This window comes from Nocardioides panzhihuensis (genome assembly GCF_013408335.1).
GTDB classification, from domain to species: Bacteria; Actinomycetota; Actinomycetes; order Propionibacteriales; family Nocardioidaceae; genus Nocardioides; species Nocardioides panzhihuensis.
This window is the reverse complement of sequence record NZ_JACBZR010000001.1, coordinates 2,280,643-2,306,932: the sequence shown is the minus strand read 5'-3', so window position 1 is coordinate 2,306,932 and position 26,290 is coordinate 2,280,643. Positions and strand designations below refer to the sequence as shown.

The 26,290-nt window shown below is 69.8% G+C and carries 25 protein-coding genes; 15 read left to right on the top strand and 10 right to left on the bottom strand.

All coding sequences use genetic code 11. The features are described 5' to 3' along the window. The first annotated feature begins 17 nt into the window (after positions 1-17). From BJ988_RS10940 to BJ988_RS10915, 6 genes are all read left to right on the top strand, one after another. Positions 18-470, top strand: coding sequence for an NUDIX domain-containing protein (locus tag BJ988_RS10940; protein WP_179658013.1), 453 nt, complete (start codon positions 18-20; stop codon positions 468-470). An 11-nt stretch (positions 471-481) separates the two neighbouring features. Next, positions 482-2,407, top strand: a complete 1,926-nt coding sequence (dxs, locus tag BJ988_RS10935; RefSeq protein WP_179658012.1) for a 1-deoxy-D-xylulose-5-phosphate synthase — start codon at positions 482-484, stop codon at positions 2,405-2,407. After that, on the top strand, positions 2,404-3,528 hold the full coding sequence (locus tag BJ988_RS10930; protein ID WP_343051839.1) for a sugar diacid recognition domain-containing protein: 1,125 nt from the start codon (positions 2,404-2,406) through the stop codon (positions 3,526-3,528). Before dxs ends, BJ988_RS10930 begins: the two co-directional genes overlap by 4 nt. A gap of 200 nt (positions 3,529-3,728) precedes the next feature. Then, positions 3,729-5,102: a GntP family permease gene (locus tag BJ988_RS10925; RefSeq protein ID WP_179658010.1), complete on the top strand. Its 1,374-nt coding sequence runs from the start codon at positions 3,729-3,731 to the stop codon at positions 5,100-5,102. A gap of 3 nt (positions 5,103-5,105) precedes the next feature. Beyond that, a complete protein-coding gene (locus BJ988_RS10920) occupies positions 5,106-6,257 on the top strand; it encodes a glycerate kinase (protein WP_179658009.1) in 1,152 nt (383 codons plus the stop codon). 196 nt (positions 6,258-6,453) lie between these two features. Beyond that, the gene (locus BJ988_RS10915) at positions 6,454-6,675 is read left to right on the top strand and encodes a hypothetical protein (protein ID WP_179658008.1); all 222 of its coding nucleotides are present in this window, start codon (positions 6,454-6,456) and stop codon (positions 6,673-6,675) included. 106 nt (positions 6,676-6,781) lie between these two features. On the opposite strand, the gene BJ988_RS10910 is transcribed toward BJ988_RS10915, so the two are convergent. Together BJ988_RS10910 and BJ988_RS10905 are read right to left on the bottom strand one after the other, a co-directional pair. Further along, positions 6,782-8,875 carry a 3-hydroxyacyl-CoA dehydrogenase NAD-binding domain-containing protein gene (locus BJ988_RS10910; RefSeq protein ID WP_179658007.1) on the bottom strand — a complete coding sequence of 698 codons (2,094 nt, stop codon included), beginning with the start codon at positions 8,873-8,875 and terminating at the stop codon, positions 6,782-6,784. Continuing rightward, entirely contained in the window at positions 8,872-10,071 is a 1,200-nt protein-coding gene (locus BJ988_RS10905) for an acetyl-CoA C-acyltransferase (protein WP_179658006.1), read from the bottom strand. Before BJ988_RS10905 ends, BJ988_RS10910 begins: the two co-directional genes overlap by 4 nt. 308 nt (positions 10,072-10,379) lie before the next feature. Between BJ988_RS10905 and BJ988_RS10900 the strand changes: the two genes are divergently transcribed. The 3 genes from BJ988_RS10900 to BJ988_RS10890 all read left to right on the top strand — a co-directional run bounded on the left by BJ988_RS10900 (position 10,380) and on the right by BJ988_RS10890 (position 12,764). Next, positions 10,380-11,339, top strand: a complete 960-nt coding sequence (locus BJ988_RS10900) for a proteasome assembly chaperone family protein (protein WP_179658005.1) — start codon at positions 10,380-10,382, stop codon at positions 11,337-11,339. 15 nt (positions 11,340-11,354) lie between these two features. Then, a complete protein-coding gene (locus BJ988_RS10895) occupies positions 11,355-12,233 on the top strand; it encodes an acyl-CoA thioesterase (protein WP_179658004.1) in 879 nt (292 codons plus the stop codon). A gap of 180 nt (positions 12,234-12,413) precedes the next feature. Beyond that, positions 12,414-12,764 (top strand): ArsC/Spx/MgsR family protein, encoded by a 351-nt coding sequence (locus BJ988_RS10890; protein ID WP_179658003.1) that lies wholly within the window; start codon positions 12,414-12,416, stop codon positions 12,762-12,764. 6 nt (positions 12,765-12,770) lie between these two features. Here the strand turns inward: BJ988_RS10890 and BJ988_RS10885 are convergent, their stop codons facing one another. From BJ988_RS10885 to BJ988_RS10870, 4 genes are all read right to left on the bottom strand, one after another. Further along, positions 12,771-13,160, bottom strand: a complete 390-nt coding sequence (locus tag BJ988_RS10885; protein ID WP_246321460.1) for a PIN domain-containing protein — start codon at positions 13,158-13,160, stop codon at positions 12,771-12,773. A 14-nt stretch (positions 13,161-13,174) separates the two neighbouring features. After that, positions 13,175-13,393: a type II toxin-antitoxin system VapB family antitoxin gene (gene vapB / locus BJ988_RS30960; protein ID WP_179658001.1), complete on the bottom strand. Its 219-nt coding sequence runs from the start codon at positions 13,391-13,393 to the stop codon at positions 13,175-13,177. Between the two features lie 99 nt (positions 13,394-13,492). Beyond that, entirely contained in the window at positions 13,493-14,359 is an 867-nt protein-coding gene (locus BJ988_RS10875) for a MaoC family dehydratase (protein WP_179658000.1), read from the bottom strand. After that, entirely contained in the window at positions 14,359-15,681 is a 1,323-nt protein-coding gene (locus tag BJ988_RS10870; RefSeq protein ID WP_179657999.1) for a 3-oxoacyl-ACP reductase, read from the bottom strand. Before BJ988_RS10870 ends, BJ988_RS10875 begins: the two co-directional genes overlap by 1 nt. 163 nt (positions 15,682-15,844) lie before the next feature. On the opposite strand from BJ988_RS10870, the gene BJ988_RS10865 reads away from it, so the two are divergent. Next, positions 15,845-17,140, top strand: a complete 1,296-nt coding sequence (locus tag BJ988_RS10865; protein WP_179657998.1) for an acetyl-CoA C-acetyltransferase — start codon at positions 15,845-15,847, stop codon at positions 17,138-17,140. 115 nt (positions 17,141-17,255) lie between these two features. On the opposite strand, the gene BJ988_RS10860 is transcribed toward BJ988_RS10865, so the two are convergent. The 3 genes from BJ988_RS10860 to BJ988_RS10850 form a co-directional block, all read right to left on the bottom strand. Next, positions 17,256-17,969: a TetR/AcrR family transcriptional regulator gene (locus tag BJ988_RS10860; RefSeq protein ID WP_343051565.1), complete on the bottom strand. Its 714-nt coding sequence runs from the start codon at positions 17,967-17,969 to the stop codon at positions 17,256-17,258. Positions 17,970-18,051: 82 nt separating this feature from the next. After that, positions 18,052-19,572, bottom strand: a complete 1,521-nt coding sequence (locus tag BJ988_RS10855) for an ATP-dependent DNA ligase (protein WP_484549366.1) — start codon at positions 19,570-19,572, stop codon at positions 18,052-18,054. A 26-nt stretch (positions 19,573-19,598) separates the two neighbouring features. Next, positions 19,599-20,183 carry a TIGR03086 family metal-binding protein gene (locus BJ988_RS10850; RefSeq protein ID WP_179657996.1) on the bottom strand — a complete coding sequence of 195 codons (585 nt, stop codon included), beginning with the start codon at positions 20,181-20,183 and terminating at the stop codon, positions 19,599-19,601. Positions 20,184-20,235: 52 nt separating this feature from the next. Here BJ988_RS10850 and BJ988_RS10845 point away from each other — a divergent pair, with 52 nt between their 5' ends. From BJ988_RS10845 to BJ988_RS10835, 3 genes are all read left to right on the top strand, one after another. Next, positions 20,236-20,652, top strand: a complete 417-nt coding sequence (locus tag BJ988_RS10845; RefSeq protein WP_179657995.1) for a MarR family transcriptional regulator — start codon at positions 20,236-20,238, stop codon at positions 20,650-20,652. Beyond that, the gene (locus BJ988_RS10840; protein WP_179657994.1) at positions 20,649-22,052 is read left to right on the top strand and encodes a serine hydrolase domain-containing protein; all 1,404 of its coding nucleotides are present in this window, start codon (positions 20,649-20,651) and stop codon (positions 22,050-22,052) included. The genes BJ988_RS10845 and BJ988_RS10840 overlap by 4 nt, the downstream gene beginning before the upstream one ends. A 76-nt stretch (positions 22,053-22,128) precedes the next feature. After that, a complete protein-coding gene (locus tag BJ988_RS10835) occupies positions 22,129-23,034 on the top strand; it encodes a DNA-3-methyladenine glycosylase family protein (protein ID WP_179657993.1) in 906 nt (301 codons plus the stop codon). Positions 23,035-23,057: 23 nt separating this feature from the next. On the opposite strand, the gene BJ988_RS10830 is transcribed toward BJ988_RS10835, so the two are convergent. Further along, positions 23,058-24,332: a phospholipase D-like domain-containing protein gene (locus tag BJ988_RS10830; RefSeq protein ID WP_246321459.1), complete on the bottom strand. Its 1,275-nt coding sequence runs from the start codon at positions 24,330-24,332 to the stop codon at positions 23,058-23,060. Between the two features lie 318 nt (positions 24,333-24,650). Here BJ988_RS10830 and BJ988_RS10825 point away from each other — a divergent pair, with 318 nt between their 5' ends. Both BJ988_RS10825 and BJ988_RS10820 read left to right on the top strand, forming a co-directional pair. Continuing rightward, entirely contained in the window at positions 24,651-25,424 is a 774-nt protein-coding gene (locus BJ988_RS10825) for an MlaE family ABC transporter permease (protein ID WP_179657991.1), read from the top strand. A gap of 7 nt (positions 25,425-25,431) precedes the next feature. Then, a complete protein-coding gene (locus tag BJ988_RS10820) occupies positions 25,432-26,274 on the top strand; it encodes an ABC transporter permease (RefSeq protein ID WP_179657990.1) in 843 nt (280 codons plus the stop codon). Positions 26,275-26,290 lie beyond the last annotated feature (16 nt).

The following is a 26,290-nucleotide window of genomic DNA, read 5'->3' as shown; positions in this document are numbered from 1 at the left end:
AACTAGGCTCGTTCCTCATGACCGAGTTCGCCGCTGTGATCCTTGTCGACCGTCGTGGCTGGGTGCTGCTCCAGGAGCGCGACGAGCACCCCCGCATCGCGCCGGAGAAGTGGTCCTTCTGCGGCGGCCACCTCGAGCCCGGTGAGGATCCGCTGGCCGGCGCTGCACGCGAGCTCGAGGAGGAGACCGAGATCCGGGTGAACCCCGCCGACCTGCACCTGGTCGCCGTCCATGACGTCCACCACCCCGAGACGGGCACCGACGACAAGCTCCACCTGTACGCCGCCGGAGTCGACCTCACCGACGCCGACGTCGTGTGCCACGAGGGCCGACAGATCGTCTTCGTCGACCCGGCGAAGGCACCTGACCTGGATCTCAGCGACTCGGCTCGGATCGGGCTCGGGCAGTTCCTGGGATCGCGCCAGCACGAGGCGCTATCCGAGTCGGCGCCCCTCAGGATCGAGACGTAGAATCCCCTCCCATGGGTCTCCTCGAACGCATCGCCGCGCCGCAGGATCTGCGTGATCTCTCCGACGACCAGCTCGAGCTCCTCGCGAGCGAGATCCGGGACGTGATGATTCGGACGGTGGCCACCAACACCGGCCACCTGGGGCCCAACCTCGGCGTGGTCGAGCTGACGCTGGCCATGCACCGGGTCTTCGACAGCCCGAGCGACAAGATCGTCTTCGACACCGGCCACCAGTCCTACGTGCACAAGCTCGTCACCGGCCGGGCCGGCGACTTCGGCACGCTGCGCCGCGAGGGCGGGATGAGCGGCTACCCGAGCCAGTCGGAGTCGGACCACGACGTGGTCGAGAACTCCCACGCCTCCACCGCGCTCTCCTACGCCGACGGGCTGGCCAAGGCCTACACGATCCGCGGCGAGGACCGCCACGTGGTCGCCGTGATCGGCGACGGCGCGCTGACCGGCGGGATGGCCTGGGAGGCGCTCAACAACATCGCGATCCAGCACGACTCCAAGCTGGTCATCGTGGTCAACGACAACGGCCGCTCCTACACCCCGACCATCGGTGGCCTGGCCACGGCGCTGACCTCGCTGCGTACGAACCCGCGCTACGAGCTGGTCCTCGACATGGTCAAGCGCCGCCTCAACGCCGTGCCCGGGATCGGCGCGATGGCCTACGACGCGCTGCACGCGGTCAAGAAGGGGCTCAAGGACGCGGTCGCGCCCCAGGGTCTCTTCGAGGACCTCGGGCTGAAGTACGTCGGGCCCGTCGACGGCCACGACCGGCACGCGCTCGAGCAGGCCCTGACCAGCGCCAAGAAGTTCGGCGGCCCGGTGATCGTGCACGCGATCACGCGCAAGGGCTACGGCTACGACCCGGCAGAGCGCCACGAGGCCGACCAGTTCCACTCGCCGGGCCCCTTCGACGTCCAGACCGGCGCCGAGAAGCCGAAGGGCCGGATCTGGACCGACCACTTCTCCGACGCGATGGTGCGGCTGGGGGAGAGCCGCCAGGACATCGTCGCGATCACCGCGGCGATGATGCACCCGGTCGGCCTCGACGCGTTCCAGGCGAGGTTCCCGAAGCGCACCTTCGACGTCGGGATCGCCGAGCAGCACGCAGCCACCTCGGCGGCCGGTCTCGCGATGGGTGGCCTGCACCCGGTCTTCGCGGTCTACGCCACCTTCCTCAACCGTGCCTTCGACCAGGTGCTGATGGACTGCGCCCTGCACCGCGCCGGAGTGACGTTCGTCCTCGACCGGTCCGGGGTGACCGGTGACGACGGCGCCTCCCACAACGGCATGTGGGACATGTCGCTCCTCCAGATCGTCCCCGGGCTCCGCCTGGCCGCGCCCCGCGACATCACCCGCCTCAACGAGCTGCTCGACGAGGCGGTCGACGTCGACGATGCGCCCACGGTCGTACGTTTCCCGAAGGGCCCGCCGCCCGAGGACATCCCCACGATCGCCAAGCTCGGCGGCGCCGACGTGCTCGCCCGCAACGGCACCAAGGACGTCCTGGTCCTCGGCGTCGGCTCGATGGCCGAGGTCGCCATGGGCGTCGCGGAGCGGCTCACCGCGCAGGGCATCGGCGTCACCGTCGTCGACCCCCGCTGGGTGAAGCCGGTCGACCCGGCTCTCCTCGAGGCGGCCGCCGACCACAGGCTCGTCGTCACCATCGAGGACAACGGCGTCGCCGGCGGCGTGGGTGCCTCGTTCCTGCAGACCCTGACCGCCGCCGGCGTACGCACGCCGGTGAAGATCCACGGGATCCCTCAGGAGTTCCTCGACCACGCCAAGCGTCCCAAGATCCTGGAGGCGATCGGCCTGACTCCGCAGGCGATCACCCTTGACACCATCTCGGTGCTCGAGGCCTTCCTCCGTGGCGACACCGTTCCTCCCCTGGACGAGGGGCGCCTGTCGCACCAGGAGCAGCTCTGACCGGTGCGGTCGGCACCGCTCACCTGACCCCGGAGCTGGCGCATCAGGTCGTCGAACGGACCATGGGCGTCATCGGCCACAACGTCAACGTGATGGACGCGGCCGGAGTGATCCTGGCCTCGGGTCAGGACGACCGGATCGGCACCGTGCACGAAGGGGCCCTGCTGGCGGCGCAGCAGGACCGCGTGGTGGAGATCGCGCACTCCGACGCGCTGGCGCTGCGTGGCGTCCAGCCCGGCATCAACCTCCCGCTGCGGTGCCATGGCCAGCTGGTCGGGGTAGTCGGCATCACCGGTGACCCGGGACAGGTGCGCGTGCTCGGCGACCTGATCCGGGTGACGGCGGAGCTGATGGTGGACCAGGCCCAGGCAGCCGAGTCCCGGCAGTGGCGCTACCGGGAGCGGGAGGAGTTCGTCGGCCACGCCGCCGCCGGTCGGCTCGCTCCGCGCGAGCTCGCCGAATGGGCGGCCGGACTGGGCATCGACCTCGAGGTGCCGCGACATGCGACCGTGGTCGCACCGGCAGCGCGCACCCAGGAACACACCGAGGCCCTGCGGGGGCTCCAGCGGGACCTGATGCAGGTACGCGGCGTGCTGGTCGGTCGGGTGGAGCCACAGGAGCTCGTCGTCTTCAGCCCGGCCGGTCGCTCCCCAGGCCCCAACGAGGATGTCGGCGCGCTGCTGCACGCCTCAGAAAGTCGTCTCCGGCATGCCACCGGGCGCGCCTTCGCCGGGCGCAGCACCTTCGAGCATGCGTACCTCACCGCCCGCGACACCCTGGCGGTCACCGGTCTCGTCGGCACCGGCGGGGGGTACGACTTCGAGGACGTGCCACTGCTGGCCCTGGTCAGGGGCATGGGCGAGGGGTGGCGAGGTGACCTCCTCGCGGAGCCGTGGCAGCGGCTGGTCGCGGCGGACCGGTCCGGCGAGCTCGTAGCCACCTTCAGCGCCTACATCGAGCACCATGCCAGCGCGACGGCAGCGGCCGGTGCCCTGCACGTCCACCGCAACACCGTTCGATACCGCCTCGCCCGGATCGGCGAGATCACCGGGCTGCGGATGGACCACCTGCCGGACGTGCTGATCCTCTATCTCGGTCCGGTGCTCGGCTCGGAGCGGTAGCCCGGGCGGCGGCTCCGAGCGGCCCACCGTCGCGGATTGTGCAGATGCACAAGATTCGGGCCGCGGGCCTTGGCCAACTGCCTGTGGACGCCGTCACATCCCGACGCCGATGCTGTGCAGCGTATGCCCGACGCGTGCCTGGCGCGCCGGGCACCATCCTGCCCGACCGGCGCGACCCGGTACGACGACGAAGGACTTCCATGGCAGACCTGCTGATTCTGATCGCCCTGGTGATAGGGCTGATCCTGCTCACCGCATGGGCACGGATGCATCCGTTCCTGGCGCTCCTGCTGACCGCGTTGGTCGGCGGCCTCGCCTTCGGGCTGCCGCCTCTGACCGACGGTGACACCCCGGGTGTCGTCGCGATCGCCACCGGCGGTTTCGGCAGCACGCTCGGCGGCATCGGGATCGTCATCATCCTCGGCACGATCATCGGCGTCTTCCTGGACCGGTCCGGTGCGGCGATCACGATGGCCGACGCCATCGTGAAGCTGCTCGGCCGACGGTTCCCGACGCTGACCATGAGCATCATCGGGTACGTCGTGTCGATCCCGGTCTTCTGCGACTCCGGCTACGTCATCCTCAACTCGCTCAAGGAGTCGATGGCCGCCCGCACCCGCACCAGTCCGGTCGCGATGTCCGTCGCGCTGGCCACCGGCCTCTACGCCACCCACACCCTCGTCCCACCCACTCCCGGCCCGATCGCCGCGGCCGGGAACCTGGGCCTCGACGCGAAGCTCGGTCTGGTGATGTCCCTCGGTCTCGTGGTCGGGCTCGTCTCCGCGGGGGCCGGTGCGCTGTGGGCGATGCGGTTCCGCGACGTCCAGCCCGACGGTGTCTCGGACGCCGATGTCGACCGCCGGATCGCCGAGTTCGAGAAGCTCGCCAACACCGTCCAGCGTCCGGGCACCGCGATGGCGTTCGCCCCGATCGTGATCCCGATCCTGCTGATCATGCTCGGCTCGGCGATGTCGCTCCCGTTCCTCCCCGGCACCGAGTCCCTGGCGGCCGACGTGCTGCGCTTCGTCGGCCAGCCCGTCGTCGCGCTGCTGATCGGCCTGGCGATCGCGGTCGCGGGTCTGCGCCCGACCAACCACGAGACGACCGTGACCGACCGAGTCGGGGAAGGCATCGTCGACGCCGCGCCGATCCTCCTCATCACCGGTGCCGGCGGCGCGTTCGGTGCCGTCATCCAGGCGACCGACATCGGCACCTACCTCGGCACCGAGCTGTCGGCGCTGGGCATCGGGATCATGGTGCCGTTCCTGATCGCGGCCGCGCTGAAGACGGCCCAGGGCTCCTCGACGGTGTCGATGGTGACCACCTCCGCCCTGGTCGCGCCGCTGGTGGCCGACCTGGGATTCGGCAGCGACCTCGGACGTACGCTGGTCGTGCTCGCGATCGGGCTGGGCGCGATGACGGTCTCGCACGCCAACGACAGCTACTTCTGGGTGGTCAGCCAGTTCAGCCGGATGAGCGTGTCGCAGGCCTACCGCGCCCAGACGATGGCGACCCTGGTCCAGGGCATCGCCGGCATGCTCGTCGTCCTGCCGCTCTCCTTGCTGATCGTCTGAGCCGTGCGCGTCGTCATCGCTCCGGACTCGTTCAAGGGCAGCTGCGACAGCCCCGCGGCGGCCGCTGCCATCGCCGCCGGCTGGCGGCGCGGGGCCCCCGACTGGGAGACGGTCTCGCTGCCTGTCGCCGACGGGGGAGAGGGGACGCTGCACGCCCTGGTCGGCTCCCTCGGCGGCCGGATCGTCCGCCACACCGTCACCGGCCCGAACGGGCAGCCTGTCAGCGCCGAGCTCGGGCTGATCCCCGCCGAGGAGCCCGGCGGCCCGCTCACCGGCGTGGTCGAGATGGCCTCCGCCTCGGGGCTGCACCTGGTCGAGCCCACGCCCGCGAGCGCCGCGGCTGCCACCTCGTACGGCACGGGGGAGCTGATCAGGGCGGCTCTGGATGCCGGGGCCGAGCGCCTCCTGCTCACGCTGGGAGGAAGCGCGACCACCGACGGTGGCGCCGGGATGGCCCAGGCCCTGGGCGTACGCTTCAGCTCCTCGACAGGAGCGAGCATCGCTCCCGGAGGCGTCGGCCTGCAGGACATCGCCGCGGTCGACCTCAGTGGTGTGCACCCAGGGCTGGCTCGCTGCGAGGTGGTCGCCGCCTGCGACGTGGACAGTCCGCTGCACGGTCCGCGGGGCGCGGCGTACGTCTTCGGTCCGCAGAAGGGCGCCGAGGATGCGACCGTCCGGATGCTCGACGACGGTCTGCGCCGGCTCGGCGAGGTGTGCGGGGAGCTCGCGGACCCGGCGACCCCGGGTGCCGGCGCGGCGGGCGGCCTCGGCTTCGCGGCGCTCGCCTTCCTCGGTGCCGACCTGCGCTCCGGCTTCGAGCTCGTCGCGGACGCCGTCGGTCTCGCCTCCGCGATCGCGGGCGCCGATCTGGTCATCACCGGCGAGGGCAGGCTGGACACGCAGTCCCTCGGCGGCAAGACGCCGGTCGGTGTGATGAGGCTTGCCCAGGCACACGATGTCCCGGTCGTCGTGATCGCCGGTGACGTGTCACAGGGTGCGGACCAGGCGATCGCGGCCGGCATGACGGCGGTCTTCTCCGCCGCACCCGGCCCGGGGCCGCTGCACGAGGCGCTGGACCGGGTCGAGAGCGATCTGTCACGGACCGCGGAGTCGATCGCGCGGGTGTGGGGCGTCGCGGCCGGCGCGCGTCTCTGACCCTGAGACATGGTCTACGCCCGACGACGAGCCAGTTCTCGCAGGTCAGGAGGGGGCAGATCGCGATCGAGACCGGACTTCACGTGTGGCGGTCCATCAGATGTGGGCGGGTCCCGGTCTAGAGTGTCATTGGTCCCGGGACCGGCAGGCTTCCGGAACCATCACCACCGTCACCAACCAGCACTCGGGGGAATCCATGCTCTACGACGATCTCGTGGCCGAGTTCCACTGGTCACCGGAGCAGATGTCCGCGCCGTTCGACCTGCGAGCGGCTGACGAGAAGGTCCGCAAGCGGATCGAGAGCCGGCGCCGCTCCGCGCAGGGCGGGGATCAGCAGCGGCCTCGCTCGCGGCAGAAGACCGTGAAGCCGGACGTGGCCGGCAGCGCGAGCGGCGGCTACCTCGACAACCGCGTCTGAGCCCGGGCTGAGGCCGAATCGGCCTGACCAGCCCTGACCGGCCCAACCACGCTGAACGCGAACCCGCCGCCGACCACATCGTGGCCGGCGGCGGGTTCGTTGAGGGTCAGTGGAACTTCTTGCCGGTGACCTTCTCGGAGATGCCCTCACGGTCGAGCAGTCGGGTGATGCCGCCGTTCCAGAACTGGAAGCCGGCCCCGGTGATCATCGCCAGGTCGATGTCCTCAGCGGCCTGTGCGACGCCCTCCTCGAGCATGCGGCCGATCTCGTCGGCGATGGCCTCCAGCGCCTGCCGGCGGGCCTCCTCGGCGGTCTTGACCACGTCGCCGGTGACCAGCAGCGCCTCGACCTCGGGGTCGAGCGTACGACCGTCGGGACCGAAGAACGAGCTCTTCTTGGCCTCGACGACCCGGTGGAGGTTCTCGGAGAGGTAGAACCGGTCCGGGAAGGCCTTCGCGAGCGTCTCGTTGTTGTGGTACGCGATCGCGGGACCGACCAGGCCGATCAGCGCGAACGGCCCCATCGGCGCGACTCCGGCGAAGGCGGCCTCGACGACGTCGACCGGGGTGCCCTCGTCGGCGACCTTGGAGACCTCGCCCATGAAGCGGCCCAGGAGCCGGTTCACGATGAAGGACGGGCTGTCCTTGACCAGGATGGAGGTCTTCTTCAGCGACTTCGAGACCGAGAACGCCGTGGCCAGGGCCGCGTCGGAGGTCTTCTCGCCGCGGATGATCTCCAGCAGCGGCATGACCGCGACCGGGTTGAAGAAGTGGAAGCCGACGACCCGCTCGGGGTTCTTCAGGTCGGCCGCCATCTCCGTGATCGAGAGGCTCGAGGTGTTCGTGGCGAAGACCGCGGTCTCCGGGGCGACGGCCTCGGCGTTGGCGAAGACGGTCTTCTTGACGCCCATCTCCTCGAAGACGGCCTCGATGATGAAGTCGGCGTCGGTGAAGGCCTCCGCGTAGTCGATCGACGACGTCACGAGCGCCTTGAGGCGGTTGGTCGCGTCCTGCGAGGCGCGGCCCTTGGCGAGCTTCTTGTCGAGCTCGGCGTGGACGTACGCCACGCCCTTGTCGGCGCGCTCCTGGTCCAGGTCGACCATGACGACCGGCACCTTGAGGCGCTGGACGAAGAGCAGCGCGAACTGCGAGGCCATCAGCCCGGCACCGATGATGCCGACCTTGGTGACCTTCTGCGCGAGCGCCTTGTCGGGCGCGCCGGCGGGACGCTTGGCGCGCTTCTGCACCAGATCGAAGGAGTAGAGCGAAGCGAGCAGCTGCGGGGTCTTCGACATCGCCACGAGCGCGTCGTCCTCGGCCGCGAAGCCCTCGTCGCGCGACGCCGTCTTGGCCAGGGTGAGCAGCTCGACGGCCTTCTTGGCGGCCGGGGAGGCGTCGCCGGTCTTGGCCCAGGCGAAGAAGCCGGCGTTCTTGGCGGCCTCGTCCCAGGCCTCGCCCCGGTCGATCTCCTCGCGCTCGACGGACACGTCGCCGGTGAGGACCTGGTCAGCCCACAGCAGCGACTGCTCGAGGTAGTCGGCGCCACCGAACATCGCGTCCGCGATGCCCAGGCCGTAGGCCTCGGCGCCCTTGAGCACCTTGCCGTTGTTGAGCGGATTCTCGATGAAGACCTTGGCGGCCTTCGCCGGACCGATCAGGTTCGGGAGCAGGTAGCCACCGCCCCAGCCGGGGATCAGGCCGAGCATGACCTCGGGCAGGCCGACGGCCGGCACCGAGTCCTGGATGGTGCGGTAGTCGGCGTGCAGCGCGACCTCGAGACCGCCACCGAGCGCGAGACCGTTGATGAAGCCGAAGGACGGCTTCTTGGTGGTGCCATCACCGTCACCGAGCTTGCGGAAGACCGCGTGACCCAGCTCGGCGATCGTCCGGATCCCGTCGGCGCCACCCGCCTGCAGCGAGGTCAGGTCGGCACCGGCCGCGAGGATGAACGGCTTGCCGGTCACCGCGATCGCGTCGATCTCGGTGTCGGCCAGGGCCGCGTCGTACGCCGTGTTGAGCTCGACCAGCGACTTGGGCCCGAAGGTGTTCGGGCGGGTGTGGTCGTGCCCGTTGTCGAGGGTGACCAGGCCGAGCACCTTGCCGGAGGGCAGGTTGACCTTCGTCAGCTTGGCCGCGGTCACGACCTCGTCGTCGGAGAAGAGCTTCTCGGCGTCCGCGAGAAGAGTGTTGATGTCAGTCACTTCGACTCTCCAGTCCAGTTCGGGTTCTCCCAGATGACCGTGCCGCCCATACCCAGGCCGATGCACATGGTGGTGAGGCCGTAGCGGACCTCGGGGCGCTCCTCGAACTGGCGCGCGAGCTGGATCATCAGCCGCACACCGGAGGAGGCCAGCGGGTGACCGAACGCGATCGCGCCACCGTAGGGGTTCACGCGGTCGTCGTCCTCGGCGATGCCGAAGTGGTCCAGGAACGCGAGCACCTGGATCGCGAAGGCCTCGTTGACCTCGAAGGCCTCGATGTCGTCGATCGTCAGCCCGGCCTTGGCCAGCGCCTTCTCGGTCGAGGGGATCGGACCGACGGCCATGACCTCGGGGGCGACGCCGGCGAAGGCGTACGAGACCAGCCGCATCTTGATCGGCAGCCCGAGCTCGCGGGCGACCTCCTCGGAGGCCAGCAGCGAGGCGGTCGCACCGTCGTTGATGCCCGCCGCGTTGCCCGCGGTGACGCGGCCGTGCGGCCGGAACGGGGTCTTCAGCTTGGCCAGGTCCTCGGTGGTGGTGCCGGGACGCATCGGCTCGTCGGTGGTGGCCAGACCCCAGCCGTTCTCGGCCGAGCGGGTGGCGACGGGGACCAGGTCGGGCTGGATCTTGCCGTCGGCGTACGCCTTGGCGGCCAGCTCCTGGGAGCGGACCGCGAACGCGTCGGTGCGCTCCTTGGTGATCGCCGGGTAGCGGTCGTGCACGTTCTCGGCGGTGTTGCCCATGACGAGCGCGCTCGGGTCGACCAGCTTCTCGGAGATGATCCGCGGGTTCGGGTCGACGCCCTCGCCCATCGGGTGGCGGCCCATGTGCTCGACACCGCCGGCGATGACGACGTCGTAGGCACCGAAGGCGATGCCGCCGGCGGTCGCGGTGACGGCGGTCATCGCGCCGGCGCACATCCGGTCGATCGCGTAGCCGGGGACGGACTGCGGGAGCCCGGCGAGCAGGCTGGCGGTGCGGCCGATAGTCAGGCCCTGGTCGCCGATCTGCGTGGTCGCGGCGATGGCGACCTCGTCGATCCGCTCGGGGGGAAGCTCGGGGTTGCGTCGCGTGAGCTCACGGATGAGCTTGACGACCAGGTCGTCCGCGCGGGTCTCGGCGTACTGGCCCTTGGCCTTGCCGAAAGGTGTGCGTACGCCGTCGACGAAGACGACTTCTCGCAGCTGTCGGGTCACCGTGTCACTCCATGTGGGTTGCCGGGCGGTCGCCGCTTGAGCGGCGTTGTCGATAAGGGCACGGGGTGCCCGAGGACTACATTACCCGCAAGTAACAACGACGGCATCCAGGGGTCGGTCGCAGCCGATGTCTGGTGTGTTCCGCCGGTGTCCGCGCGTCGGCTTGGGAATATCGCTGGCCTTCAGGATGCTGCCCTGTCGTCATGTGGAAGCGTGTATTGAGAAGGATGAGCCCCAGGGTCGAGACCCCGGGCGAGGCAGATGACGGCGAGCCCCGTGCGGGCCGTACGCAACGGGAGGAGGCACCGATGTCCGGATCACGACTTGTGCACATCGTGGACGACCTGCCCGAGGAGGTCGTCCACGCAGGTGGCGACCGGCTTCCGATGGTGGTCGTCCTGGACGGTTTCCTCGATGCCGGCAAGGCCGTCGAGCGAGCCACGGCCCACCTGGTGCAGGCGTCCAAGCGGGCACCGGTGGTGGCGACCTTCGACGTGGACGAGCTCCACGACTACCGGGCGCGGCGTCCGGCGATCTCGTTCGTCAGCGACCACTACGAGTCCTTCGACGCGCCTCGGCTGGTCGTCCGGCTCCTCAAGGACACCGGCGACAACCCCTACCTGCTGCTGCACGGTCCCGAGCCGGACAACCGCTGGGAGGCGTTCGCCGGCGCCGTACGCGACGTCGTCGAGCGCCTGGGCGTGACCGAGGTGATCTCGCTCGGCTCGGTGCCGATGGCGGTGCCGCACACCCGTCCGCTGACCACGACCCGGCACGCCAACGACCCGGCCCAGGAGCTCGCGGGCCAGGTCTGGGAGAGCCCGTGGAAAGGCGAGATCCGGATCCCGTCCTCGGCGCAGGCTCTGGTGGAGGTACGCCTGGGGGAGTGGGGCCACCCTGCGGGCGGATTCGTGGTGCACATGCCGCACTACCTGGCGCAGAGCGACTACCCGGCAGCAGCGGTCGTGCTCGTCGAGGAGCTCGAGCGCGCGGCGCGGCTGACGATCCCGGTCTCCGATCTGGAGGCCGAGGCGCAGCGCCGCGAGGAGGAGATCGCCTCCTACATCGAGGAGAACACCGAGGTGCGGGAGGTCGTGGCCGCGCTCGAGCGGCAGTACGACACCTTCCAGCGCGGCGAGGAGTCCGGACGCTCCCTGCTGGCGCCCGACGAGCCGCTGCCGACCGGTGACGAGCTCGGTGAGCAGTTCGAGCAGTTCCTGGCCGGGCTGAACGGCCCCGACCCGGATGACGGCCCTGAGAAGGACTGAGGGAAACTCACTCACATGACGACCGAGGCCGTAGCGGCGGATCAGGCAGTGGCGGAGCTGGTAGGCGTGCTCGACCTGGTCGAGATCGACAAGGATCTCTTCCATGGCGCCACCACGACCCGCAACTCGCGCGGACGTGCCTACGGCGGCCAGGTGGCCGCACAGGCGCTGATGGCCGCGATTCGATCAGCCGACGCCGCCTTCACGGTGCACTCGATGCACTCCTACTTCCTGCTCCCGGGTGACCCGTCCTACCCGATCGTCTACGAGGTCGAACGGATCCGCGACGGCCGCTCCTTCGAGACGAGGCGGGTCCGCGCGCGCCAGAAGGGGCGCGACATCTACTACCTCACCGCCAACTTCCAGCGGGAGGAGACCGGCTTCGAGCACCAGGACGCGATGCCGTCGGTCCCGCCGCCGGAGAAGTGCATCGACTTCCTGAAGATGATGGCCGACTCCGGCAGCCCGGAGGCGGTCTCGCTGGCTCGCGAGTGGGAGGCGGTCGAGGTGCGCGCGGTCGGCAACTCCCTGCTCGGCATCGAGCCCGACCCGACTCGTCCCGCTCAGCAGCGGCTGTGGATCCGGCTGGGCGCCGAGCTCCCCGACGATCTTGACATCCAGCGCGGTGCCTTCACCTGGGCCTCCGACATCTCGCTCCTCGGCGCCTCCTTGGCTGCCCACTCCCTGGACCACAAGGGCATCCAGATGGCCTCGCTGGACCACACCATCTGGTTCCACCGGCCCTTCCGTGCCGACGAGTGGTGGCTCTACGACCAGGAGAGCCCGTCGGCGTACGGCGGCCGCGGTCTGTCCATCGGGCGCGTCTTCACCGCCGACGGCATCCTGGCCGCCACGGTCGCCCAAGAGGGCCTCATCCGCCCGCCGCTCGGCTAGCCCGTCCTACCCTCGCTGAGTCGGCTCGTCCTGACGGGATTCGGCGCCGAGTCGGCTCGTTAGGACGAGCCGACTCGCGCGTTTGCCTCATCATCGTGTCCAGAGATAGGTCGGCGCGCTATCGCACACCTGGGTCGCCTGCCGCGATAGCGCACCAGGCGAGCGGGCTAAGGTGGCGCCGTGGATCAGATCACCGTGTACGAGAAGCCGACCTGCACGACCTGTCGGAACCTGTTCTCCCTTCTCAAGGAGGAGGGCGTCGACTTCGAGAAGGTCGACTACCACGTCCTCGGTCTTCGGACCGAGGAGGTCAAGGAGATCCTCGCCAAGACCGGACTGAGCGCTCACGAGGTGCTGCGCAAGCGCGAGCCGGTCTACAAGGAGCTCGACCTGGGCAAGCGCGACCTGTCCGAGGACGAGCTGGTCGACCTGATGGTGAAGCACCCCGCTCTGCTGGAGCGCCCGATCGTGCTCAAGGGCGACCGCGGCGTGCTGGCCCGGCCGATCGAGAAGGTGCGCGAGCTCTTCTGAGCCGGGTCAGGCGCGGAGCCGCTCGGCCGGCTGACCGGTCGTGCGGGTGATGAGATCGACGTCGTTGTCGGCGTGGAGCACCGTGAGGTCGGCTTCCTCGGCGACCGCAGCGACGAGCAGGTCCGGGACCGACGGGGCCCGGTGACGGCCGCCGCGCAGCACGATGCGCTGGATCTCCAGCGCCCGGGCCTCCGTACGAGGGGTGAGGGGCGCGAGCGGCATGTGGATCACCGGCACGTCCTCGACGAGCTCGGACCATTCACGCTCCGATCGGGCCAGGTGGCCGATCTCGAGCAGCGTGGTGGTGGTGATGCGTACTTGTCCCAGCTCGATCAGGCGGGACCACTTCTCAGCATCGGGGCTGGTGGACATCCGGGCGAGCGCCGACCGGTGCATCAGCCAGGGTCGCCTCACGACCATGCGTCACGCATCAGACCCCGGTCGGCGAGCGGGGCGAACTTCGCGAAGTCTGCGCCGGCCACGGGTCGCGCGGGTGGCAGCGGCCGCAGCGCGTCCTGCGTGAACCACCTGCGGAGATACTCGTTGCGCGTGAGTCCGAGCCGCGTCGCCTCGGTGTCGATGCGTGCGAGCTCGCCATCCGAGAGGCCTCGGATCAGTACGTCGGACATGTCTGTCCACCTCCTGGACGCAAGATCGTAGCGGAGCGGTGCAGTCGGTTCGGTGATGCCCGGTGTGTGGGCATGGCGCACCCCGGGCATCACCGAACCTCAAAGAGCGGTCGTGCGCCCCACGAGGTGGAGGGTGTCGGAGCCGCGCTTGTGGAGCGAGAAATCGTAGCCGTCCAGGTGCTTGAGCGACCCGAACGCGACCGAGGAGGGCAGGAAGACCGGCTTCTTGAACGCCACGTCCACACGCACGGACCCGGGCAGGCGGTTCTCCAGCGCCGCGATGCAGCGCGCCTTCGTCCACATCCCGTGAGCGATCTGCCGGTTGAACCCGAGCGCCTTCGCGGTCAGCGGATACAGGTGGATCGGGTTGTAGTCGCCGGCGACCTTGGCGTAGCGCCGGCCGAGGTCGGCCTTGAGCGGGAAGACCGGGCCCGAGGGCTCCACCTCAGCGAGATCCGAGCGCCACGTCACCTCCGGGTTCCGCTTGCCCCGGACCAGGTACGTCGAGGTCGACTCCCACACGACCTCACCCTCCACGGTGGCGACGGTCAGGAACCGGTACGCCTGGCCGACCGGGTGCGGCTCGGGCTGTCCCACGGTGGCGGTGACCGCGACCGCCTCGCCGACCGAGATCGGGCGGTAGCCGCTGATCGAGTTCTCGATGTGGACCATCCCCATCGCGGGCGAGGGGAAGTCCGGCGAGGACATCAGCGCCATGTGCAGCGGGAAGGCCAGCATGTGCGGGTAGGGGAGCGGCACGGTGTCCTTGATCGGGAAGCCGCACAGCTCGGCGTAGGCGTCGACCGCACCCCGCTCGAGGACGACGGGCTCGCGGGCCAGGCCGAGCTCCTCGTAGGCGACGCCGGTCTTCTTGATCCCCGGAAGGGAGTTGACGCCCGGGATCGCGGGGAGGGCTGCCCTGATGAGCATCCCGGGACCGGACCTGCCGGTGAAGGTGTCGCTCATCAGGCCCCCAGCATCATCTGGCCGCAGACCCGCACGACGTTGCCGTTGACCGCGGTGGAGGCGGGGGAGGCGTACCAGGCGATGGTCTCGGCCACGTCGACCGGCAGACCGCCCTGCGACATCGCGTTGAGCCGCTGGCCGACCTCGCGGGTCGCGAACGGAACGGCGGCGGTCATCTGGGTGATGATGAAGCCCGGCGCGACCGCGTTGATGGTGATGCCGTCGGGGAGCTCCTCGGCCAGCGAGTCGACGAAGCCGATGACGGCGGCCTTCGACGCGCCGTAGGAGGTCTGGCCCAGGTTGCCGGCGATGCCGGCGATCGAGGAGACGCCGATGATGCGTCCGTTGGGGCGGATCAGGTTCTGCTCGAGCAGCTTGGCGGTGATCCGCTCAGGGGCGGAGATGTTGATCTCCAGCACCGTGCCGAAGCGGTCGGCCTTCTGGTTCGCGAGCTTCTTGTCGAGGGTGACGCCGGCGTTGTGGACGACGATGTCGACGCCGCCGAACTTCTCCTCGAGGTAGGAGGCGATCTTCCCCGGGGCGTCCTCGGCGGTGATATCGGCGGTGATGTAGTCCGGGGTGACCTTCTTCAGGTCGTCCTCGGACGGCGGGATGTCGAGACCGACGACGGTCGCGCCGTCGCGCTGCAGGACCTTCGCGATCTCCTCGCCGATGCCCCGCGCGGCGCCGGTGACGAGCGCGACCTTTCCGGTCAGCGGCTTCTTCGGGTCCACCTGCTCGGCGGCCGGGGAGGCGTTCTTGGTGCCGATCCGGACGACCTGACCGGAGACGTAGGCGCTCTTCGGGGAGAGCAGGAAGGCCAGCGTGGAGAGCAGCGAACCCTCGAAGCCCTTGGCGACGTAGACGAGCTGGACGGTGCCGCCCTTGCCGATCTCCTTGCCGAGGCTGCGGGTGAAGCCCTCCAGCGCCCGCTGGGCGACCCGCTCGCGGCCGGTGAGCTGCTCGGGCGGGGTGCCGATGACGACGACGCGCGGGTTGTTCTCCAGACTGCGCATCACCGGCGTGAAGAACTCCTGGAGCGCGACCAGGTCGCTGGTGGAGGTGAGACCGGTGGCGTCGAAGACGAGGCCCTTGAAGCGCGCGCCGGCTGCCGCGGTGTCGGTCGAGGTCGCGTCCAGCTCGCCGAGGAGCCCGTCCAGCGACTCGGCCAGACGACCACGGCCGCCGACGAGGACGGTGCCCTTCACGAGCGGGGCGCCGGCTGCGTACCGCTCGAGCTTGGCGGGGCTCGGCAGCCCGAGGTTCTTGACGAGGACCTTGCCGATCGCCGACTGGGTGAAGCTCTGGTACTTGTCGCTCATGGTCTGCTCTGATCCTTCTGGACGTGGTCTCTGAACTGGTCTCTGAGGCGTACGTTGGTATGTTACTGGCCAGTTGTAACTACAGGTGTAACTCGGTGTCCACTTTTCGTGATCTCCCTGACATACCCTTCTCCAAAGCGCGTCATCAGACAAGGATGTACTTATGACCACCACTCGTCGTGTCGCCATCGTGGGCGGCAACCGTATTCCTTTCGCCCGCTCCAACGGTGCATACGCGACCGCGTCCAACCAGGAGATGTTCACCGCCGTCCTCGACGGTCTCGCCGCTCGCTTCGGCCTGGAGGGCGAGCGCATCGGCGAGGTCGCCTCCGGCGCGGTGCTCAAGCACTCGCGTGACTTCAACCTGACTCGCGAGTCCGTGCTCGGCTCCAAGCTGGCCCCCGAGACGGCGGCCGTCGACCTCCAGCAGGCCTGCGGCACCGGTCTCCAGGCGGCGACCTACATCGCCAACAAGATCGCGCTCGGGCAGATCGAGTCCGGCATCGCCGGCGGCACCGACACCACCTCCGACGCGCCGATCGCGCTGGGCGAGAAGCTCCGCAAGATCCTGCTCGAGGCCAACCGCGCCAAGAGCAACGTCGACCGGGTGAAGGCGTTCGCCAAGCTCCGCCCGGCCGACGTCATCCCCAACATCCCGGCGAACGTCGAGCCGCGCACCAAGCTCTCCATGGGTGAGCACGCCGCGCTGACCGCGCAGGAGTGGGGCATCACCCGCGAGGCTCAGGACGAGCTGGCGGCCGCCTCCCACCAGAAGCTGGGCGCTGCGTACGAGGCGGGCTGGTTCGAGGACCAGATCACCCCGTTCCGTGGCCTGGAGAAGGACAACAACCTCCGTCCGGGCTCGACCGTGGAGAAGCTCGCGACCCTCAAGCCGGTCTTCGGGGTCAAGGGCGAGAACCCGACCATGACGGCCGGCAACTCGACGCCGCTGACCGACGGTGCCTCCGCCGTGCTCTTCGCGAGCGAGGAGTGGGCCATGGCCAAGAACCTTCCGGTCCTGGCCTACTTCGTCGACGCCGAGGTCGCCGCTGTCGACTACGTCACCGGCGGCGAGGGCCTGCTGATGGCGCCCGCCTACGCGGTCCCGCGCCTGCTCGCCCGCAACGGCCTGACCTTCGACGACTTCGACTTCTTCGAGATCCACGAGGCCTTCGCCTCCCAGGTCCTCTCGACCCTCGCCGCCTGGGAGTCCCCGGACTTCTGCAAGGACAAGCTCGGCCTCGACGCCCCGCTCGGCACCGTCCCGCGCGAGAAGCTCAACGTCAAGGGGTCCAGCCTGGCGGCCGGCCACCCCTTCGCCGCCACCGGCGGCCGGATCATCAACAACCTGGCCAAGCTGCTCGACGAGAAGGCTGCCTCGACCGGCGAGGGCGGCCGCGGCCTGATCTCCATCTGCGCCGCCGGCGGTCAGGGCGTGGTGGCCATCCTGGAGAAGTAGGACACGCCGCAGTCCTCTCCTGCCGAGGCGTCACCCCCGTCGGCCGAGGCGTCGCTCCCGTCGGCCGAGTGGTCACCGCGGTGCCCACTCGGCCGACGTACGTGACGCCTCGGCGCTATTTGGCGGTGAGGGCCAGGGCCGAGGTGACCAGGAAGTCGCGGACCTGGTCGGGGGAGACGGTGCCGACGGTGGGTACGCCGGGGGCGGACTCGGAGACCAGGATGCCGACTCGGGCGAGCTGGAGAGCGCCCAGGCCGGAGGCGTAGAGCGTGTTGGCGAGCAGGTTGGCGTCCTTGACGTGGAGCTGCCCGGACGCGGCGCCGTCCTCGAGGACCTTGGTGAGGATGGTGAGGCAACCGTTCATCGCCCGCCCGAGGCGGAACAGGGCGCTCTCGGAGAGCTCGTCGAGGAGGTCGGAGCCGCTGCGGCGCATCAGCGTCTGGGCACAGTCGACGAAGGCGGGATACTCGATCCCGTAGTCGACGAAGGTGCCGACGACATCGCGGACGACGTCGGTGGGTGAGCTGTCGCCCTCGGTCGCGACCAGCATCCGCTCACGGAGCTCGTCGAGGTAGCCGACCAGGGTCAGCGCGAAGATCTCGTCCTTGCCGGTGAAGTGCCGGTAGACGATCGCCCGGTTGATGCCGACGGCCTTGGCGATGTCCTCGATCTGCGCATCGCTGACCCCGCGCTCGTCGAAGATCCTGCGGGTGGCGGCAACGATGTCTGCCTCGCGTGCGCGGCGACGGGCTGCCGCAGCCGACCGGCGGCCGTCGGGCTCGGATCCGTTGGCTGATGCGGCGCCAGAGATGGTTGGTCGGATGCTCACAGGCACACTGTACGCCGTGTGCAACTCCGAGTTGCACCACGAGTGCGCCTATTCACACGCGCCGGCCGACGGCGTGATCGGGCTAGCCGAGGAACTGCTGCACCGTCGCGAGGGTGTCCGCCTCGGCCGCGGTCTTGTCGTCTCGGTATCGCACCACGCGGGCGAACCGCAATGCGACCCCGCCCGGATAGCGGGTCGAGCGCTGCACCCCGTCGAAGGCGATCTCGACCACCTGCTCGGGCCTGACCTCGACGACCCAGTCGCTGTGCGGGTCGGTGACGGCGAGCTCGGTGAACCGCTCGGTCTGCCAGGCCAGCATCTGGTCGGTCATCCCCTTGAACGTCTTCCCGATCATCACGAACCCGTCCGGTCCGCGCGCGCCGAGGTGGATGTTGGAGAGCCAGCCCTTGCGGCGGCCTGAGCCCCATTCGACCCCGAGTACGACCAGGTCGAGGGTGTGGACCGGCTTCACCTTGATCCAGCCCGAGCCGCGCCGCCCTGCCTCCCAGGGCAGGCCGACCCCCTTGAGGACGACTCCCTCGTGACCGGCGGCGAGCACGTCGGCGGCGAACCGCTCCGCCTCCTCGGAGTCGACGGTCAGCAGCCGCGGGGCTCGGTGCTGCTCGGGGACGATCCGGTCGAGCTCGGCGAGGCGCTGGTCGAGTGCATGGTCGAGGAGGTCACGACCGTCGAGGTGGAGGATGTCGAAGAAGTACGGAGCCACGACCGTGTCGGAGGACGACCGCGTCGCCGTGCGCGAGGCGGTCTCCTGGAACGGCCGCGGTCGCCCGTCCGGGCCGAGGGTCATCGCCTCGCCGTCGAGCACGAGCGTCTCGGCCGGCAGGGCGCCGACGATCTCAGCGACCTCCGGCAGCCGCGCGGTGATGTCCTCCAGGGTGCGCGTCGCGATGCGGACCTCCGAGCCGGACTTGTGGGCCTGGATCCTGATGCCGTCGAGCTTGGTGTCGACCACGACCGCCTCGCCGAGCTTGGCCATGGCCTCCTCGACCGAGCCTGCGGACGAGGCGAGCATCGGCAGCACCGGCCGTCCGACGACCAGCCCGACCTCGTCCAGCGCGTCCGCGCCGTCGAAGGCGAGCCCTGCGACCGCGACGGTCGAGCCGGAGAGCATGGCGGCGCGGCGTAGGGCCGGCAGCGGCACCTGCGCCGCCACCGCCAGCGCCTCCTGGACCAGCGAGTCGAGGGCGCCTTGGCGGACCTCTCCGGTCACCACGCCCCGCAGCCAGGTCTGCTCGGCCTCGGTCGCGGAGCCGAACAGCGTGCTGGTCTCGCGTGCCCGCTCGCTCTGCGAGCCGGCGCCGGCCAGCCGAGAGATCCGCTCGAACGCCTCGTGCACGCCCTCGACGGTCAACGACGGCTCGGCTGCCGGTGCGGGGAGCGAGGTGAGCGAGCGCCACCCCAGCCCGGTACGCCGCTGGAGCAGCGAGCCGCCGAGATAGGCCGTCACCACGGGTAGCTCCTCACGCGTGGCCGCGCCGAGGCATGTCGCCAGGGCGGCGACCTTCGCTTTCCGTGACCGAGTCGCGGCGACGGAGTTCGAGGTGGAGACGATGTCGGCGAGCAGCATGTGTCCAGTGAACATCAAGCCACCGACACTTCCCAGGAACGTCAGGCGGGCGCCGCCTGGTCCGGATCGCGCCCGAGGAGGCGCAGCGCGTCGCCCCACGGGTCCGAGCCGTGCTCGGGCAGCGGCGCCCCGAACACCGGCGTCCCGCCCGGCTGCGCGGCGATCTGCCGGGCCATGTCGAGGACGAAGGTGACCGTGGGCTCTGCTGGCCGGTAGGCCTGTCCGAGAGCGGCAGCGACATCCCAGCTGTGCACGGCGGCGTCCAGCAGCTGCATGCCCAGCGCGATCGTGACGGTCGGGTGGAAGCCGAACTCGGCGAGGTGGATCGTCGCCTCCGGATCGGCTGCACCGAACGCGTTGCGCACCCGCGTGGCCGACTCCTGCCACCTGCGCGCGACGTCCTTGCTGTCGACCGGCACGGACTCGTACGCGGCGACCGGTGCGTCGCCGTCGGCGACCGCAGTGGCGAAGCCGAGGTTCTGCCCGACCATGTGCCCGAACAGGTCGGCGAGGTCCCAGCCGGCGCACGGGGTGGGGATGGTGAGGTCGTCGGTCGCGGAGGCGAGCGTGGTGGTGTCGTACAGGGCGCGGTCGTAGGCCGCGAGCATCTCGTCAAAGGTAAGCATCTGCTGATCGTATGCGTTCGTAGACGATCTGTCGAACGGTTAGGCTTCTGCGGTGGATCGACCCGAGCTCGGCTTCCTGCTGTCCCGTCTGATGCGCGAGGTGATGGCTCGCGAGAAGCCGATCCTCGAGGCTGCCGGGCTGGAGATGTGGGACTACGCGGTGCTGACCGTGCTGGCCGAGTCGGACGCACCCACGCAGGCCCAGCTCGCCGCGACCACGGGCCGCGACAAGACCCGGCTGATCGGCAACCTGGACCGGCTCGAGGCCGAGGGCATGGTCGCTCGCCGGCCCGACCCGGCCGACCGTCGCAACCGGATCGTCTCCTTGACCTCCGCCGGCGCCGAGGTCCTCCGCAGGTGTCGCGAGGCCATCGGGACCATGGAGACCGAGCTGCTGGCCGACCTCGACCCGGCCGACCGGGCGGCGTTCGAGCGCGCGCTGACGGCTCTCGCGGAGGCCGGCCGATGAGCTCTCGGCCCACGTCCCTCGCCGCCACCCGCGCCTGGCTCCAGGACGAGCTGCCGAGCCTGCTGAGACGGCGCCGGGTTCCTGCCGCAGCCGTCGGGGTCCTCCACGACGGGCAGGTGGTCGACCACGCGAGCGGCGTACTCAATCTCGACACCGGCGTGGAGGCGACCGCCGACGCGCTGTTCCAGGTCGGCTCGATCACCAAGCTGTGGACCACCGACCTGGTGATGCAGCTCGTCGACGAGGGCAGGGTCGGGCTCGACGACGAGATCGTCCGCCACCTGCCGGGCTTCGCGGTCGCCGACGAGGATGCCACCCGGACTATCACCGTCCGTCACCTGCTCTCTCACACCGCCGGCTTCGAGGGCGACGTCTTCACCGACCACGGGCCCGGCGACGACGCGGTCGAGCGGTTCGTCGCCTCGATGGGCGACCTGCCGCAGATCTTCGCCCCGGGGGAGCGGTTCTCCTACTCCAACACGGGGTTCGCCGTCCTGGGGCGCCTCGTCGAGGTCGTGCGCGGAACCACCTGGGACCGCGCGCTCCAGGAGCGGCTCGCGGCGCCGATGGGCCTCACCCACTTCGCCACCACGGCCTACGACGCGATCAGGTTCCGCGCCGCGATGGGGCACATCGACCCGGCCCCCGACCACGTCCTCCGACCGGGCCCCGCCTGGGGGATGGCCCGTGCCAGCGGCCCGGTCGGGGCGATGCTCTCGATGCGCGTACGCGACCTGCTCGGCTATGCCGCGATGCATCTGTCGGGCGGCGTCGCCCACGACGGCACCCGGGTCGTCTCGGCAGCCTCCTGCGCCGAGGTGCTCGCGCGGCAGGTCGACCATCCCGCCTCCACCCGATCCGACGCGCGCGGCCTGGGCTGGTCCCTCGACGACACCAGCCAGGGGATCGTCGGCCACGACGGCCAGACGATCGGGCAGTCGGCGTTCTTCCGGATGGTGCCCGAGCACGGCCTCGCGGTCGCGCTGCTCACCAACGGCGGCGACACGCACGGGCTCTACCACGACGTCGTCGGCCATCTCCTCGACGACCTCGCCGGCGTCCGGGTCGCGGCCGACCCGGCGCCACCGCGACAGCCGCCACCCGGCTTCGACGCCGCCCGCCTGCTCGGCACCTACCGCGCCCGGATCGTCGACTGGACGCTGTGCCGGCACCCCGACGGCCGGCTCTGGGTCGAGGAGGTCCCCGGCCCCGAGGCCGCCGCGGTCGGCGACGAGCCGGTGCGCTACCAGGTCGTCCCGTACGCCGCCGACCAGGTCGTCACCGCCGAGGCCCTGCACGGAGCCCACCACGTCTTCGGCTTCACCGGTCGAGACCCGGCCGGCCGCGCGACCCATCTGACGACCAGCCGGGTCATCCCGCGGGCTAGCCTCGAGGCATGAGCGAGCGCCAGCGAGCGACGATGATTCTCAGGCTGCTGCCTCGGTATTCTTCGCGGCGCCCTACCGAGGCGGCGGCATGAGCGCGCAGCGGACGGTCCGCCCGGGCCATGCCGTCGGTCTCGCAGCGATGCTGCGCCCGCTTCGACGCGGGCCGGGCGACCCGACGTACAAGATCATCGGCGAGGACCACTGGCGAGCCGTGCGTACGCCGCAGGGTCCTGCCACGCTCAGGCTGCGCCAGCGTGACACCGAGGTGGAGGCCGAGGCGTGGGGGGAGGGCGCCGAGTGGGCGCTGGCCCACGTACCGGCCCTGCTCGGGGCGGACGACCACCCCGAGGAGTTCCACACCGACGACCCGTTGCTGGCGACCCTGATGGAGCGCTTCGAGGTGCCGCGTTTCGGGCGGACGGGGCTGGTGATGGAGGCGCTGGTGCCCTCGATCCTCGAGCAGAAGGTGACCAGCACCGAGGCGTTCCGCGGCTTCGGCAACCTGGTCAGGCGATTCGGCGAGGTCGCTCCCGGGCCGGGGGCCGACCACGGGCTGCGTCTGCAGCCGTCACCTGAGCGGCTCCGGACGGTCCCGAGCTGGGAGTGGCTGCGTCTGCCGGTGGACCATGCCCGCTCCAAGACCGTTCTCCAGGCGGCGAGGGTCGCGCCGGCCATCGAGCGGACTGCCGGCCTGCCTGGTGAGGAGGTCGAGCGGCGGCTGACCACCATCCCGGGGATAGGGGAGTGGACCGTGGCCGAGGTGCGCCAGCGAGCGTTCGGTGATCCCGACGCGGTCAGCTTCGGCGACTACCACATCGCCAAGGACGTCGGCTGGGCGCTGACCAACGAGCCCTGGGACGACGACCGGCTCCGCGACTATCTGGAGCGGTTCCGGCCGCATCGTGCCCGCGTCGTCGCCCTCATCTACCGGGGTGCCGGAAAGCGGCCGCGCCGGGGGCCGCGGATGTCGCCGCGGACGCATCTGCCTCGCTGACTATCTGAATTACTGCCTTGGGGTCAGAGCAGCGGCCTCAAGGGAGTGAGGACGAGCTCGGTGAACTTGCGGTGGATCTCGCGCGCCGCCCACTCCTCGGCGGTCAGCTCGATCGCGTTGGACTCGTCGCGGGAGAAGATCTCCTCCATCTGCTTGGCGACGTCGCGGTCGAAGATCTCCAGGTTGATCTCGTAGTTGCCGGTCAGGGAGAGCCGGTCGATGTTGGCGGTGCCGACGGTCGACCAGAACCCGTCGACGGTGGCCGTCTTGGCGTGGATCATCGCGTCCTTGAAGCGCAGGATCCGCACGCCCGAGCCGAGCAGCTGGGAGAAGTAGCCTCGCGAGATCCAGTCGACGACGATGTGGTTCGACTTCAGCGGCAGCAGGATGCGTACGTCGACCCCGCGCCGGGCCGCGGCCTTGAGCGCGTCCACGAAGTCCTCGTCGGGGACGAAGTAGGCGGTGGTCAGGTAGACGTTGCGCGATGCCCGGTTGATCGCCTCGAGATACATCGAGCGGATCGGGAACATCCACAGCCGGGGTACGTTGCGGTGGAACCGGATGTCGGGGTCCCAGGAGGGGGCGGTCTCGATGAGCAGCGGGCCCTCGTGGGCGGTCCGGCGAGACAGCGGGTGCGGCCGCCGCCGGTTGAGGTTCCAGAAGTCCGCGAACGCGCGGCGCAGGTCCCACACCCCGGGGCCGGTGATACGAACGTGCGTGTCGCGCCACTCGGTGGCGTACGCATCCCCGATGTTGTAGCCGCCGACGAACCCGACGGTGTCGTCGACGACCAGGATCTTGCGGTGGTCGCGGCCGTAGCGCGAGAGGTCGAAGAAGCGCCAGCCCGCCGCGTAGGTGGGGTAGCGCAGCACGTGCATCCCCGGGGGGAAGCGCTTGAAGCGGGCCGGCACCACCATGTTGGCGAGCTCGTCGTAGATGCAGTAGACCTCGACCCCGCGTTCGGTCGCCGCGGCCAGGGCCTGCTTGAACCGCTGACCGATCTCGTCGCCCTTCCAGATGTAGGTCTCGAGGAGGACCTGCTTCTTGGCGCCGTCGATCGCGGCGATCATGTCCTCATAGAGGTCGTTGCCGAAGGTGTAGGTCGTCACCGTGCCGTCGCCGACGCTGTTGGTCCGCGGCGGTGTCACCGGGAACGGCTTGGCTCGTCTGCCGTGCTTTCCCCGGCTGCGGTAGGCGTCGACGAGGCTCATCACGACGGCTAGCGCCAGCGGCACGCCGAAGACGGCGAGGAGCAGGCGGCGTAGGAACCTCATGACGCCCCCCGGCGACAGTCTCATCACATTCCCCAATCTAACGGGCGCGCGGCGTCGAGACACACCGGTGCGGCCCGCTGCTCGATGCTGATGCGCGCGCCCATGGTTCCCAGCCTGCCTGACCGCCCCGGACCAGCATGCGAGAACGCCCTTCACGGCCTCTGCTCAGGGGTGGAGGATCTGTGACTCCCGTCACTTACTGACGGGTAAGTCGTTGGAAGCAGATACCTCCCACCCTGTTCGGCGGCATGTCGGGGGACGGGTCGTTGCCCTCAGAACTGAAACATGTTCTACTACTGGCCTGAACGTGAGCCGAGTCACAAGACCCGCGAAAGGTGAACTATGGCAGTGCAGTTCGTCTCGCTGGTGCGAGGCGTCGGCGGGATGGGCCTGATGACCGGAGAGGTCGTCAAGGGGGCCTTCACGACCAAGTTCCAGTTCCGGGAGTTCCTCGAGCAGGCCTGGTTCATCGCCAGCGTGACGATGTTGCCCGCGGTCCTGGTCTCGATCCCGTTCGGTGCGGTCATCTCGCTGCAGGTCGGCAACCTCGCCGGCCAGCTCGGGGCTCAGTCGTTCGCCGGTGCGACGGCGGTGCTGGCGGTGGTCAGGGAGGCGGCGCCGATGGCGGCCGCGCTGATCATCGCCGGGGCCGCCGGGTCAGCGATCTGCTCCGACATGGGATCACGCAAGATCCGCGAGGAGATCGACGCCATGGAGGTGCTGGGCATCGACCCGGTGATCCGGCTGGTGGTCCCTCGGGTGCTCGCCTGCCTGTTCGTCTCGGTGATGATCAACGGGATCGTCATCGCGACCGGGATCGGTGGCGGCTACTTCTTCACGGTGATCATCCAGGGCGGCTCGGCCGGTGCGTTCCTGTCGAGCTTCACGGCCCTCGCAAGTCTTCCGGACCTCTACATCTCGATGGTCAAGGCAGCGCTTTTCGGCTTCCTGGCCGCGATCATCGGCGCCTACAACGGCCTCAACGCCCAAGGCGGCCCCAGCGGCGTCGGCCGAGCGGTCAACGAGGCCGTGATCATCGCGTTCATGATGCTGTTCGTCCTGAACTCCATCATGACCGCCATCTACTTCCAGATCGTTCCTCAGGACGGGTTGTGATCCCCCCGTGTCCAACACGCTCGCCCAGGTGGGCATCCAGATAGTCAAGGAGCAGCGCCAGGCCGTCGAGGGCTATGGCGACCAGCTGCTCTTCTACGCCAAGGCCCTGGCCTGGGCGCCGCGCACCGTGCGCCGTTACAAGCGTGAGGTGCTCAACATCCTGGCCGAGGTCGCCTTCGGTGCCGGTGGCCTGACGATGATCGCCGGCACCGTCGGCGTGATCGCGTTCATGGCCTTCTTCGCCGGCTCCGAGGTCGGCATCCAGGGCTACGCGAGCCTGAGCCAGATCGGTGTCGCGAAGTTCTCCGCGTTCATCTCGGCCTTCTTCAACACCCGCGAGGTCGCGCCGCTGATCTCCGCGATCGCGCTCGCCGCGACCGTCGGCTGCGGCTACACCGCGAGGCTCGGCGCGATGCGGATCTCGGAGGAGATCGACGCGCTCGAGGCGATGGGCGTGCCGAGCCTTCCCTACCTGGTCACCACCCGGATGATCGCCGGGTTCTTGGCCGTCATCCCGCTCTACATCGTCGCCCTGTGCGCCTCCTACCTCAGCCCTCGGCTGATCACCACGCTGATGTACGGGCAGTCCGGCGGCACCTACGACCACTACTTCCTGGCGTTCCTGCCGCCGATCGACATCCTCTACAGCTTCCTCAAGCTGATCATCCTCGCGGTCGCGATCATCCTGATCCACTGCTACTACGGCTACACCGCCTCCGGCGGCCCGGCCGGGGTCGGCATCGCGGTCGGCAAGGCGATCCGTACGTCCATCGTCACCGTCGTGGTCGCGGACTTCTTCCTGAGCTTCGCGATCTGGGGTTCCACGACCACCGTGCGGATCACGGGATGAGGGTGGGGCGATCCAC

Excerpts from the sequence above, each read along its gene's own strand:
- BJ988_RS10840 (WP_179657994.1), top strand. The coding sequence starts at position 20,649 with ATGAGCTCTCGGCCCACGTCCCTCGCCGCCACCCGCGCCTGGCTCCAG.
- BJ988_RS10870 (WP_179657999.1), bottom strand. The coding sequence starts at position 15,681 with ATGAGCGACAAGTACCAGAGCTTCACCCAGTCGGCGATCGGCAAGGTC.
- BJ988_RS10915 (WP_179658008.1), top strand. The coding sequence starts at position 6,454 with ATGCTCTACGACGATCTCGTGGCCGAGTTCCACTGGTCACCGGAGCAG.
- BJ988_RS10825 (WP_179657991.1), top strand. The coding sequence starts at position 24,651 with ATGGCAGTGCAGTTCGTCTCGCTGGTGCGAGGCGTCGGCGGGATGGGC.
- BJ988_RS10855 (WP_484549366.1), bottom strand. The coding sequence starts at position 19,572 with ATGTTCACTGGACACATGCTGCTCGCCGACATCGTCTCCACCTCGAAC.
- dxs (WP_179658012.1), top strand. The coding sequence starts at position 482 with ATGGGTCTCCTCGAACGCATCGCCGCGCCGCAGGATCTGCGTGATCTC.
- BJ988_RS10830 (WP_246321459.1), bottom strand. The coding sequence starts at position 24,332 with ATGAGACTGTCGCCGGGGGGCGTCATGAGGTTCCTACGCCGCCTGCTC.
- BJ988_RS10875 (WP_179658000.1), bottom strand. The coding sequence starts at position 14,359 with ATGAGCGACACCTTCACCGGCAGGTCCGGTCCCGGGATGCTCATCAGG.
- vapB (WP_179658001.1), bottom strand. The coding sequence starts at position 13,393 with ATGTCCGACGTACTGATCCGAGGCCTCTCGGATGGCGAGCTCGCACGC.
- BJ988_RS10900 (WP_179658005.1), top strand. The coding sequence starts at position 10,380 with ATGTCCGGATCACGACTTGTGCACATCGTGGACGACCTGCCCGAGGAG.
- BJ988_RS10850 (WP_179657996.1), bottom strand. The coding sequence starts at position 20,183 with ATGCTTACCTTTGACGAGATGCTCGCGGCCTACGACCGCGCCCTGTAC.
- BJ988_RS10885 (WP_246321460.1), bottom strand. The coding sequence starts at position 13,160 with ATGCACCGGTCGGCGCTCGCCCGGATGTCCACCAGCCCCGATGCTGAG.
- BJ988_RS10925 (WP_179658010.1), top strand. The coding sequence starts at position 3,729 with ATGGCAGACCTGCTGATTCTGATCGCCCTGGTGATAGGGCTGATCCTG.
- BJ988_RS10865 (WP_179657998.1), top strand. The coding sequence starts at position 15,845 with ATGACCACCACTCGTCGTGTCGCCATCGTGGGCGGCAACCGTATTCCT.
- BJ988_RS10835 (WP_179657993.1), top strand. The coding sequence starts at position 22,129 with ATGAGCGCGCAGCGGACGGTCCGCCCGGGCCATGCCGTCGGTCTCGCA.
- BJ988_RS10940 (WP_179658013.1), top strand. The coding sequence starts at position 18 with ATGACCGAGTTCGCCGCTGTGATCCTTGTCGACCGTCGTGGCTGGGTG.
- BJ988_RS10895 (WP_179658004.1), top strand. The coding sequence starts at position 11,355 with ATGACGACCGAGGCCGTAGCGGCGGATCAGGCAGTGGCGGAGCTGGTA.